The organism is Pelobium manganitolerans (assembly GCF_003609575.1).
GTDB lineage: Bacteria > Bacteroidota > Bacteroidia > Sphingobacteriales > Sphingobacteriaceae > Pseudopedobacter > Pseudopedobacter manganitolerans.
In genome coordinates, this window is record NZ_MBTA01000025.1 from 234,467 (window position 1) to 245,123 (window position 10,657).

The 10,657-nt window shown below is 39.4% G+C and carries 14 protein-coding genes; 1 reads left to right on the top strand and 13 read right to left on the bottom strand.

Annotation, left to right across the window (positions count from 1 at the left end):
• Positions 1-9: 9 nt before the first annotated feature.
• The 13 genes from arsB to BCY91_RS11445 form a co-directional block, all read right to left on the bottom strand.
• Entirely contained in the window at positions 10-1,095 is a 1,086-nt protein-coding gene (gene arsB / locus BCY91_RS11380) for an ACR3 family arsenite efflux transporter (protein WP_120182121.1), read from the bottom strand.
• Positions 1,096-1,111: 16 nt separating this feature from the next.
• Positions 1,112-1,528 carry an arsenate reductase ArsC gene (locus tag BCY91_RS11385; protein ID WP_120182123.1) on the bottom strand — a complete coding sequence of 139 codons (417 nt, stop codon included), beginning with the start codon at positions 1,526-1,528 and terminating at the stop codon, positions 1,112-1,114.
• A gap of 62 nt (positions 1,529-1,590) precedes the next feature.
• Complete coding sequence (locus tag BCY91_RS11390) at positions 1,591-2,439, bottom strand: arsenite methyltransferase (RefSeq protein ID WP_120182125.1); 849 nt, start codon at positions 2,437-2,439, stop codon at positions 1,591-1,593.
• 52 nt (positions 2,440-2,491) lie between these two features.
• A complete protein-coding gene (locus tag BCY91_RS11395; RefSeq protein ID WP_120182127.1) occupies positions 2,492-2,821 on the bottom strand; it encodes an ArsR/SmtB family transcription factor in 330 nt (109 codons plus the stop codon).
• A gap of 261 nt (positions 2,822-3,082) precedes the next feature.
• Positions 3,083-4,111, bottom strand: a complete 1,029-nt coding sequence (locus tag BCY91_RS11400; protein ID WP_120182129.1) for a DUF932 domain-containing protein — start codon at positions 4,109-4,111, stop codon at positions 3,083-3,085.
• Between the two features lie 184 nt (positions 4,112-4,295).
• On the bottom strand, positions 4,296-4,424 hold the full coding sequence (locus BCY91_RS17965) for a hypothetical protein (protein ID WP_262696803.1): 129 nt from the start codon (positions 4,422-4,424) through the stop codon (positions 4,296-4,298).
• A gap of 59 nt (positions 4,425-4,483) precedes the next feature.
• A complete protein-coding gene (locus tag BCY91_RS11410) occupies positions 4,484-5,008 on the bottom strand; it encodes a hypothetical protein (protein WP_120182132.1) in 525 nt (174 codons plus the stop codon).
• Between the two features lie 469 nt (positions 5,009-5,477).
• Positions 5,478-5,804: a hypothetical protein gene (locus BCY91_RS11420; RefSeq protein ID WP_120182136.1), complete on the bottom strand. Its 327-nt coding sequence runs from the start codon at positions 5,802-5,804 to the stop codon at positions 5,478-5,480.
• Between the two features lie 25 nt (positions 5,805-5,829).
• Complete coding sequence (locus BCY91_RS18085; RefSeq protein WP_120182138.1) at positions 5,830-6,405, bottom strand: YWFCY domain-containing protein; 576 nt, start codon at positions 6,403-6,405, stop codon at positions 5,830-5,832.
• 7 nt (positions 6,406-6,412) lie between these two features.
• On the bottom strand, positions 6,413-7,675 hold the full coding sequence (locus BCY91_RS11430) for a relaxase/mobilization nuclease domain-containing protein (protein ID WP_120182140.1): 1,263 nt from the start codon (positions 7,673-7,675) through the stop codon (positions 6,413-6,415).
• Complete coding sequence (locus BCY91_RS11435) at positions 7,642-8,052, bottom strand: plasmid mobilization protein (RefSeq protein ID WP_120182142.1); 411 nt, start codon at positions 8,050-8,052, stop codon at positions 7,642-7,644. Before BCY91_RS11435 ends, BCY91_RS11430 begins: the two co-directional genes overlap by 34 nt.
• A gap of 163 nt (positions 8,053-8,215) precedes the next feature.
• On the bottom strand, positions 8,216-8,536 hold the full coding sequence (locus BCY91_RS11440) for a hypothetical protein (RefSeq protein ID WP_120182144.1): 321 nt from the start codon (positions 8,534-8,536) through the stop codon (positions 8,216-8,218).
• Complete coding sequence (locus BCY91_RS11445) at positions 8,533-8,871, bottom strand: helix-turn-helix domain-containing protein (protein ID WP_120182145.1); 339 nt, start codon at positions 8,869-8,871, stop codon at positions 8,533-8,535. The genes BCY91_RS11440 and BCY91_RS11445 overlap by 4 nt, the downstream gene beginning before the upstream one ends.
• 331 nt (positions 8,872-9,202) lie before the next feature.
• Here BCY91_RS11445 and BCY91_RS11455 point away from each other — a divergent pair, with 331 nt between their 5' ends.
• A complete protein-coding gene (locus BCY91_RS11455) occupies positions 9,203-10,573 on the top strand; it encodes a hypothetical protein (protein WP_120182149.1) in 1,371 nt (456 codons plus the stop codon).
• Positions 10,574-10,657 lie beyond the last annotated feature (84 nt).

Sequence of the window (10,657 nt, forward strand, 5' to 3'; positions counted from 1 at the left end):
GAATAGAATTTATTTAACTTCTACCAAGGATTCATTTTTATAATATTTATTTCGTAACCAGAAAGCGACGTTTACTAGGGCTATTAAAGCAGGTACTTCTACCAACGGTCCGATAACTCCTGCAAATGCCTGCCCTGAATTAATTCCAAATACTCCAATGGCTACAGCAATAGCGAGTTCGAAGTTATTTCCGGTTGCCGTAAAAGCAATCGATGTGCTTCTTGAATAATCCGCTCCGAAGGATTTACCCATGAAAAAGCTTACCAAGAACATGATGGCAAAGTAAACCACCAGCGGAATGGCGATACGAATCACGTCAATCGGGATCTGTACAATCAGTTCGCCTTTTAGGCTAAACATTACCACGATGGTAAACAGTAAGGCAATCAGGGTAATTGGAGAAATAAACGGAACGTATTTTTTCTGGAACCACTCTTCGCCGTTAATTTTTATTAGAGCATAGCGACTGACGATACCAAGGGCAAACGGGATGCCGAGATATATACCTACACTTTCTGCAATTTGACCGATCGTAATATCTATTTGGAGTGACTCAAGGCCGAAGTAAGGCGGCAATACGGTAATAAAAATATAGGCATAAACGCTATATAATAGAACTTGGAAGATACTGTTTAAGGCAATAAGGCCTGCTCCGTACTCACGATTTCCTTCTGCAAGCTCATTCCACACCACCACCATCGCAATACAGCGGGCGAGGCCGATCAGGATAAGTCCCACCATATATTCAGGATAATCGCGGAGAAAGAAAATTGCCAGAAAAAACATCAGTATCGGGCCTACTATCCAGTTCAGGAAGAGTGAAGCACCCAGTACTTTGGTGTCTTTAAATACTTCGCCCATGTTTTCATACTTGACCTTGGCGAGAGGTGGGTACATCATCAAAATCAGTCCGATTGCTAATGGGATGTTAGTTGTTCCCGACGAAAAGGAATTGATAAAGCCGGACGAAGATGGCATGAAGTAACCTATCGCTACTCCAATAGCCATCGCTATGAAGATCCATAAGGTTAAATACCTGTCCAGAAATCCAAGTCTTTTACGTTCTGCTACTGGAGCGCAATTAGTTGCTGACATAATAATCTACTGTTATTTATGAAAGATGCTGTTTAACAAAGTCGGCACAATAAACTTTTATCATATCTCTGACTCTTACAAATTCCTGAAATATTTCTTCTTCTGAGCCTACCGCTTTTGCAGGATCTGGGAAATTTTGATGAAAACGTTCAACATTTCCAGGAAAGAAGGGACACGCCTCATGAGCATTGTCGCAAACCGTTATCACATAATCAAAAGGAATGTTCAGATATTCGTCTACATGGTTAGATGTATGCTTTGAGATATCAATATGATCTTCGGCCATTACTTTAATGGCTTTTGGATTTACTCCATGCGTTTCGATACCGGCGCTGTAGACCGCGGCTTTATCGCGAGCAAAGTGTTTTAAATATCCGTCTGCAATCTGACTTCTGCAGCTGTTACCCGTGCAAAGCACTAAAATATTCTTCATTTATTTAGTTTGAATTGAAGGAATCATCCTGAGATTCTTTCTCAGGATAATTCCATTTAATTTTAATTACAACAGTTTGGTCCGCAGCATGCTGCTGTTTCAGGTACTGGTTTTTCTGCATATACTGTAATGCTGAAGATTCCGGTATTGCCGGATGTAAAAGCTGCTATCTCGGATTCATTTAGATAATTTACAAGAATATCTTTCGGAATATGAATCTGCTTTTCTTTTTGTATTGTGATGTTCTTGAAACCGTTTGACTTGACAAGTTCAAGGTATTCCTCTTTTTGAATCGCTCCTGAAACACATCCGGCATACATCTCAGCGGCGGACTGTAAGCCCTCAGGAAGATCACCAATCAGTACCACATCAGATATACTAAAATGTCCATTTGGCTTTAACACCCTAAATATCTCTTTAAATACACCATCCTTGTTGGGAACCAAATTTAAGACACAATTGCTTACAACCACATCGGCAACATCAGACGTAAGAGGCATTTTTTCGATGTCCCCTTGTCTGAATTCAACGTTATTGAATCCCAGCTTTTCGGCGTTTAGCCGTGCTTTCTCTATCATAGCCGGAGTGAAGTCAATCCCGATAACTTTCCCTTGTTCCCCTACTTCCGACCGTGCTACAAAGCAATCGTTGCCAGCACCGCTGCCGAGATCGATAACAGTATCGCCAGGCTTTATCTTAGCAAATTGCGTTGGAAGTCCGCAACCTAAACCCAAATCTGCTTCCGGGTTATAGGCTTCCAACTTCGTGTAATCATCGTTCATGATATTATAAACTTCGGTGCTGCAACCACCTGCACCACAACATGACGACTGGTTGGTTTCTTTATCCTGAAGTGCTATTTCGCTATACTTCTGCCTTACAAGTTCTTTTAATTGATCATCTGTTTTCATAACATTTGCTATTAGGTTATTGCAATATTGCGATACTTTTATTCAAATTTTTTTAGCAACAGGTAGTCGGCCCCTTATAGGATTTGAAGAATCCATCTAATTCATTCTTCAAGGTTTCCCAGGAGTCAGGGTTAATGCAATAACACACACTGGCTCCTTCGATGGTACCTTGAATAAGTCCGGCGTTTTTCAATTCTTTCAGGTGCTGAGATATTGTGGCCTGGGCAAGCCCAAGTTCAGAAACCAAGTCGCCACAAATACACGCATTACTATTTATAATCTCCTGCAAAATAGCGATTCGTGCAGGGTGAGCGATTGCTTTTAATAAAACCGCCAGCCTGTTCTGCTGTTCTGTAAATATTTCTGTTTTAGTTACTCCCATTTATATCGCAATATTACGATTATTTTTTTTCAGTGCCAAATATTTAGTTAAAAAAATACTTCCTCGAGGATTTGACATTCTATCCCTGACTATTTTATCTGTACACGTATTAAACCTTTAAATTGTCTTAAATGAGGAATCTTCATCAATGTACAGCCCCGCATTTTTCGCTTTTAAAGATCTTTACCAATAGTGGAAAATGCGGGGCTCCCGGTGACTTTTTTGAAGATGGGAGGCTTTTCCGCCTCCCATAAAATTATACTAATTGCTATGGATTTTTCCCTTCGTGAATTCAATACAAAGTTTGAAGGCTGCTTGGGTTTTGGTTAACCCTGTTCCGAAATGCACTGATTTTAATTTACATTCTTCGTTCTTGTACTGTTTTACGTTCTGAAAGTAGCCTGTAATTGCGTTGTAAGCTCCAAATAATGTTCCTTTTGTTGTCGCCGTTTGCTGGCTAGGGCTCGTAAAAGCATATTCACATACATTTTGACAAACGTTGTTAAAATATGTTGAATGCTCGTCTTCTTTGCCTGCTAACACATTTTGAAGCACTTCTTTGGACGGGGCCATTGCCTTTTGCACGAGTTTTAAAACCTCCTTATCAGAGATTCGAACCTTAGCCCATTTGTTAAAAATGTCTGTTAGCTCTGTGGCTAAACTGTTAGAAATGCCCATTATTTTGTGAGCCTGTTTTAGCTTGTCCTGAGCGCTTTGCGTATGTCGGATTTTGATACAATTGCTCATATTGGCTATGGCAGCATTTAACGTATTGTTGCAAACTATTCGAACCGGTGTAAAGGCAGCCGTAATACTTCCGGAACCATCGTGCGAGGTGGTCAGGAAAAGGTACTTTTCTATTAAATCATCGTAACCTACCCGAATATAATCAGGTAGCTTTGCGGTAATAAAAATGCGTTCTCCTTTCCCTAGTGCTCCGGCTGTCTCGTATAAAATACCTTCTTTACCATCCACAATAGAATCGAAAAAAGAAAAGGCATCGCGGTTCTGCACCACCTCATACTCATTGCCTAGCTTGTCACCTAAAACCTCGTGATTGTCTAAACGGTAAGTGAAAAATGAGTTTGCTGAGACTTTTATGCCTCCATCTGGAAACCGATGCAAATTTGGCGCTTTGATTACTTCAAAATCTAGTCCGGCATATTTTATCGCTTCGGAACTGGTTGGGTAGTCTGAAACGATCTGACCTAAATTATGCCAGGCTTTTTCTTTTACAGAAAAAAAGCTGTGTTGCCCTGTTTCTTCGTTGAAATTTATGTTGTGTGCCATCTTAATGTTTTTTTGGGTTCCTTACTCGGGTTAATAGTAATTCAGTTTTTAAGATCTTCACGTTCCGGGTATCTGAAACCATTAGAGCTGCCTCCGTTTCAATCTCGTGAACTGTATCTGAAATGTGTTTTAATGACGATTGAACCTCAACCAGTACCATTAAATAGAGTATTTCTTTCATTGTTTAGAAGTTATAGAGGTTTAAAAAATCGTTGAACTCTGATGAAAATTTTGCAGGGTTTTCTATTGAAAGCTGTTCTGCGTAACCTTGCCAAAATAGTTGGTCTGTTACTTCTATAAATATTTCAATCATTTGTAGCTGCTATTATTTTGTTGGAAAATACTCCCGGCTTTTGCCGGGAGCGTTGAGGTTTAGGACTGGGGAAAAACGATATTTGATTCAATTTCTCCCAATTTTTCAAGACAAGCCCTATGAATAAATTCAGCTACAAGCTTTATTAAGCCCGCTGTCTGTGTAATGAATTTTCTACCCTTATCATCACTAATAATTAATTGGCAGCCTTGGAAATGATTGCTTTCCAGTTCGTCGCCTTCTTCAATTAGGGTAATTTCAAACGCATCTAACTGGTGTATCCGGTTTAACAGGTTATCTCTTTGAATACTTCTCCGGTGTAAATCGTCGACTAATTTTAAAGTTGCTTCAAGATTTAAAGCCAGTTTCTTAGGTTGTTCTGCTTCCTGGGGCTTTTGTGTTCCAGCTTTTAGTTCCGGCTTCACTTCCAGGTTTTGGATGTCCGAAGGTTTTTCCTCCACTTTGGACTTCTCTTGTTGACCGTTAGTTAAAGGCTTTACACTCTGAGAAGCTGCTTGAATGCTTTCTTCTCTTCTGTCTTCTGCAGGTTGTACCGCTCCGTTGCTTTTTTCTGATACTTTCATTTTAGTAGAATTTTAGTAATTAAAAATCTGTTATACCAATTCGGCATGCGCCTCATTTGGCTTTTGATAGAGGCAAAAAAATTGAGCGGGGGGCTGGCGAGGCAAGGTTTTGAGGCGAAAAAATACTACCCAGAGCGAAGCGTAGGTGTGGAGATTTTTTTGTCCAAACCCGAAGGGCTTGACCTTTTCTGCCGAAGAGGTTTAACTTTGCCTCAGCAAAAGCCAAAATGAAATCTTTAGGAATAGTTCTTATTATAGTCTGGCATCACTGTTTTTAATAATGGCTGAATGGAATGGGACGGAATGAAGCTATTGTGGATAGTTGTGGCGTCGATTCAATAACTACAATTCAGGTATATACCGGAACGAGTACCCGAAGGGCGAAAGCTTTTCGAGGAAGGAGAAGTGGTTTCGGTTATGTAATTGAAGCGTTAGTTCATGACAAGTGGTATAAGCATATTTAAGTCTTTCATCCTGGCATCAGCTTATCTAAATGTTGTTTTCCATAGTCCTCTAATGTTTGGATTATGGACTCTGTAAGGGTTTGGAGATTTGTAACTATATCTTTCTCTGCCGCATACTTCCTATTAGACTTCACGAAGTCGTGGCTCTTAAGCAGTTGTTTGATAAGTTCGTTGGTATGCTCGTTCTGTAGGAATGGCGGAAGGTGACCGACAACGTTGTTAGTCAAAGCAAAAAGGCTTTCTAAGTTCCTGTTATTTCCGTTAAATCCAAGGAAAAGGTTGATGGCGCCCCGGCAGGCAAGTTCCATGGCTTGGTGGAGCATGAATGCCATTAAATTATAATCCTCGTGAATAAATCTATCTATTCCTAATCCTTCCTTTATAGTAGTACCTGGCCGGAAGGTTTATAGAATATTCATTTTCGAGTTTTCTTTCTTCTTGCGGAAAGGTTTCGTTCTCCTTGTTAAATACATCGTTGGCAAGATTGTATTTCAGGAGTCTTGATAGACGAGTGCCACTTGACAGAATCAGAATATATCCTACTGAGGTGCAAGATATATAGAGATATGTTATAGTTATAGGCCTAACTTTTAAGATAAAAAGTAAGGAGCTTATACTATAAAGCAGTAAGCCTATAACTGAATAGGTCAGCAAGGATCTAACATCTGACTTTTCATCCTTTCTGCCTTTAGCACCACACAAAGAAATCAGCAGCAACAATATGCTGCCAATTTTCGCAGACGATATGGAATTAAAAATTTTCATTCGCGATAACACTATCAGCATTCGATCTGTAACAGGCCACGAAAGTCCATTGTCTCTAAACACTAAGTAGCAGGTTAAGTAAAAGTGGATGACGAGAATAGCTACCGAAAGCATCCTTGTAAAGTCGATAATTTTGCGTAACCCTTGTTCATTTTCTCCGGTTCCCATGGCTTTTTTATTTTGATAGTCGTTTCCTCTTTTTCTTTCGTCTGTTTTGCAACACGCTTCTCATGGTTGAGACCTCTGAATAATCTGGTTGTAATAGACCCTCAATCAGACTCTTGTTGGAATTTTGATTTATAGGGGCCTGAGGACTAAGTGTATTGCTTCCTGAAATGTAACCTGTTGAAGTTGACCGTGAATGTAAACCTTCCCTTGGTGGCAACGTATTTGGTGTTTCTTGAAAATATTTATTTAGAGCTGCTGCAGTATATTTCTTGCCAAGATCACTTCCATTACATACCACCTTATTAGTATGATCCACGTAGGTGACACCATAGAGATAGTTGTTTTCATTACATCTAAATACCACTTGGATTCCTTTATTAATAAGAGCCTGAGAGAATCCTCTAGGACTAGCTTTCGTCATTAATACCCCATCAATTATTGGTTTCAGTTTCTCAACCAAAGGTTTCCGGAGTTCCTCGTTTTGTTTAAATCTTTCTTCAAGGTTCTTAAGCGTGGGACGCCCGTAAATGCTACTAGCCTTTATTGGCACTCCAATCTTATTGCCTTTGTTGTCGACTACCCAGTAAAGAAGTCCTTTGCTAGCAAACATTCTGGAGTCTTTTGCACCCCTGTCAGCCAGCACATTATAACTCTGTAGTACTGCATTCAGTTCCGGCAAACTTGTAAAACGATACGTTTTAATCACCGCATTTATAGTATTAGTCAAGGCTCTTTTAGTATCAACTTTACCATATTCAACCTTATTCAGGGCTGAGGAATCAAGTGCTTGGCTTTTAGTGTTTTTGCCTGCTTGTACTAACCCGAATTTTTCTTCAAGCAGCTGTCTGGCCTCTTCAGATTTGGTACTTCCTAAATTGTGTAAGCTGATCCTTTCGCCTGATGATTTTATGTTTGTGCTTACTATATGAACATGGGGATGAGCTGCATCATTGTGCTTGTAAACCAGGTAGGGTTGATTCCCAAAACCGATCCGCTCCATATACTCATTGGCAATCTCCCCCAACAAATCGGGAGGCAACCTTTCATTGGTGGAGAAGTTTAGAGAGATGTGGACTGTATTAGTTTTTACCCGTTTATTTCTTAGCGTCAAGTCTTTCAATCTTAGGAGCTTATCATTGAAATTTAATTGAATAAGATCTTTTGCATAACCACTTTGAAATATTAATTCAGCCTTGCCCTGATGTACCTTATTCTCATTATAATTGAGCGCTCCGATCAGACTTTTTCCGCTAATAATTTTTGCGACCATAAATCCGAATAGTTATTGATCCGCTCTTTAATTTGCCTGAGGGAGGGCTCCAATTGATCTCTCAAAACTTCAAGCATTGATTGCCAATGTTTTGCTTCTGGCATTCCATTTACGCTGTTCAATTTTCTAACCGTTTGGTTGAAGTTGTTTCCGAAAAAATTGAGCTCTTTACGTAGTAGAATTAGTTCCTCAAGCGTGTCATCTATGGCTTGATCTCGATGCAAAACTGTTATCGTTTTTTCTAACAAAACGTTCCGGCCATAGTCGCTTAAATTCCGAAACATCGTCTTCTTACAAGACTGTTTTATATGGGCATACTCGTCTGGCATCAGTCGAATCGTGAACCATATTGTTCGATTACTTTGTTCCTTTTTCATTGCCTTATCTTTTTAAAGCTTCGACTTCGGAGAAGATTCAATGGTTTTCCCGACTGACTTCGGAAGGTAGGGCAAGATCCGTTTGTGCCACAAACGTACATCTTGCTGACTGCGGCGAAGCGAGGCAGTCTACTTCCAACTCTAAATTTGTTCTTCTCACTTCTTAAGTATTTCCTAAAGCATGACTGGTTTTCCACTCCTCAAGCCTTCGTGCCTGGTAGTAGTTATAGAGCCAATCAGTCGCAGCAACTTTCCAATTTTTTATTTGTGCCCCTCTGTCAGTTTTCCAGCCCAATGTTTGTTGCTCCGAATAGAATTCCAACGCTAGTTTCGCCTCACTTTTCTGATCGAAATAAATTAGAATCAAATCGAATTCGGGTGGCATTTCATAACCAAATCCGGCTTGCAAACTCTTCGCTTTTGAGACAACTTTTTCAGGAGCATTTTCAATTATCCGCCTTCGTTTGGCCTTTCTTTTTTTCACGCTAGTTTCAGTTTTTGGTTGAAGGTGTCAGACTCCATAAGCTGCTGGATTTGTTCCATATCATAGTACGTAACTCCACCTAATTTTTTAAAAGGAATCACTCCTTTATCCCTTAAGTATTGAAGCTTTCCAGGTGACAAACGTAGCATCTGTCTAATCTCAAATGCTTTCAACCATTTCTTTTCTTGCTTTGGAGATTGATGTGAAAGCAGTTCTTTTATTTCTGCTATTAGTTGTTGTTTAAAATCAATCATGTCCTGAACTGTTAAAAGCTGATCTCTTAAAACAGAACCTCTGGTCGAAGCTCCACCCATGTTGTTATTAAAGTTTTCCATAGATTGAAGATTTGCTGCTAAGTTCCGGAGAGATAGCTTTCACCTTTCACACCTTGCACCGGAGTTACGTGTTTTTTTCTTACATCTATAGATAGAATCTTTCCGTTTGTAAAAGCAAAGTTCTCGCACTCAACCACCTGGTCAAGAGCTTTCACGGCATAAACTCGCCTTCGTTCCTCCGTCCGATTTATTCCATGTTCTCTTGACAAGTTGTTTCGCTATGAGGAGGGCGGCTTAACAAAAGGAAAGGGGAGGATTACGTAAATTACTTCGTAGGTAAAAAAAAGTGTGATGTGGTAGTTTACTCTGTAAAGGGTTATATTAGAACTGTATGTCAGACTTAGTTTTAGAACGCCTTAACAAGATTTCTACTGAAGCGTGGGGCCAATACCTATTAAACAAATTTTTTATAAAGATTCGTACCGGGAAAGAACGAAAAGATGTTCCTTCTTATGATTTTGAGAATAATACATTTTCTGTAGACGACCAAATGGAATTGCAAAAGCAGAACTTCGTCGCTCTGTTTCATGAATATGTCCATTATGTTCACGAAGTGAGTACGATGGTTGGCATCACAACCTTTCATTTCCAGGTCTATAATCGAGGTCTTTTTTCTTCGTATGTTGATGTTCCCAATAGCTCAGGTTACACCAATATAAAAAAGGAAGATAAAATCAAAATTGATAAGATCTCAACAACAATTGCAGCCTTTCAAGGGCATAATAAGTCTAATGTAGATGGAAGGTTAGTCTTCAACATTAAAGAAATAGTAATGATTTCGAGAGATTGGAGCATTCCTAATTCTGATGAAACTATTAAATTCAATGTCCCTTTGGTTACTTACGATTATTTAGATAATGGTGCTGGGGAAATGAAAACGGATTCTTTTTTTTTCGGGAGCTATTTCATTTATGAAGGGTTGGCATTTTTACTGGATCAGGAAGTTGCTTTGCAATTATCCAAACCTTTAACTACAGCAAGCCAGGTAGATTCTGAATATAAGGTTCTTGAGATGATAGCACGCAATATTTACCCTGAAATAGATAAGCGCATGATGTTGGAAATCGCGTCCTTATCTTTATCATATCTAAACTGCGGTGAGTGGTTTATCATTATGATACATGACCTTGCAACAGCTGATGATAAGGAGCAAAAATTGAACGAGTTTAAAGCGATTGTTTCAGGTTTGCTTCAGGAGAGATTAGATGACTTGAAAAATACTTTGGCAGAAATTGAAGCAGCCTTTGAAAAAAGACAAGGGTTACATGGGGCAGTAAAACATCTTACAGCCACAATGTCGGCTGGTTATCAATTACGTATTGCTAATCCAACCTTTGAGGTCGATATTACATATTCAGGAAATCTGAGACTGATGGATACTTACATCCGACTCTGTCCTCTTGTTTATGAATTTACTGACACTGAAACATATATGAGAGATTACGCAGGTAGTTATTTTGATCCTTTACTAAGTTTTGATCTTGTTACTCTTCTTTGCCATGTTGATTATTATCAGTCCTCTATAGCTAAAGAGGATACTCATGCCTGTCCAGCATTTACGTTCTGTTCTCATCCAATAAGGCAAAACAAGCCACATCAATGTTGTAGTAAGCCAAGGATGGCATTTGAGGACAGTAACCATTTTGGTTTTTGTAACTACTCTAGGGCTGTAGCTTATATGAAAGCAACGGACGTTTTGTAGGGTATAGAAGCCGCCATAGCATGTTAAGAACGGGGAAATTTGTAGCGCGCCCTACAGAATGCGATGCTTTAACCTACTATTCAG

What these genes read in the sequence shown, in the direction of transcription:
- BCY91_RS11390 (WP_120182125.1), bottom strand. Translation starts at nt 2,439, where the DNA reads ATGAAAACAGATGATCAATTAAAAGAACTTGTAAGGCAGAAGTATAGC.
- BCY91_RS11410 (WP_120182132.1), bottom strand. Translation starts at nt 5,008, where the DNA reads ATGAAAGTATCAGAAAAAAGCAACGGAGCGGTACAACCTGCAGAAGAC.
- arsB (WP_120182121.1), bottom strand. Translation starts at nt 1,095, where the DNA reads ATGTCAGCAACTAATTGCGCTCCAGTAGCAGAACGTAAAAGACTTGGA.
- BCY91_RS11395 (WP_120182127.1), bottom strand. Translation starts at nt 2,821, where the DNA reads ATGGGAGTAACTAAAACAGAAATATTTACAGAACAGCAGAACAGGCTG.
- BCY91_RS11430 (WP_120182140.1), bottom strand. Translation starts at nt 7,675, where the DNA reads ATGGTCGCAAAAATTATTAGCGGAAAAAGTCTGATCGGAGCGCTCAAT.
- BCY91_RS11400 (WP_120182129.1), bottom strand. Translation starts at nt 4,111, where the DNA reads ATGGCACACAACATAAATTTCAACGAAGAAACAGGGCAACACAGCTTT.
- BCY91_RS11420 (WP_120182136.1), bottom strand. Translation starts at nt 5,804, where the DNA reads ATGGCATTCATGCTCCACCAAGCCATGGAACTTGCCTGCCGGGGCGCC.
- BCY91_RS11385 (WP_120182123.1), bottom strand. Translation starts at nt 1,528, where the DNA reads ATGAAGAATATTTTAGTGCTTTGCACGGGTAACAGCTGCAGAAGTCAG.
- BCY91_RS18085 (WP_120182138.1), bottom strand. Translation starts at nt 6,405, where the DNA reads ATGGGAACCGGAGAAAATGAACAAGGGTTACGCAAAATTATCGACTTT.
- BCY91_RS11445 (WP_120182145.1), bottom strand. Translation starts at nt 8,871, where the DNA reads ATGGAAAACTTTAATAACAACATGGGTGGAGCTTCGACCAGAGGTTCT.
- BCY91_RS11435 (WP_120182142.1), bottom strand. Translation starts at nt 8,052, where the DNA reads ATGAAAAAGGAACAAAGTAATCGAACAATATGGTTCACGATTCGACTG.
- BCY91_RS11455 (WP_120182149.1), top strand. Translation starts at nt 9,203, where the DNA reads ATGTCAGACTTAGTTTTAGAACGCCTTAACAAGATTTCTACTGAAGCG.
- BCY91_RS17965 (WP_262696803.1), bottom strand. Translation starts at nt 4,424, where the DNA reads ATGATTGAAATATTTATAGAAGTAACAGACCAACTATTTTGGCAAGGT.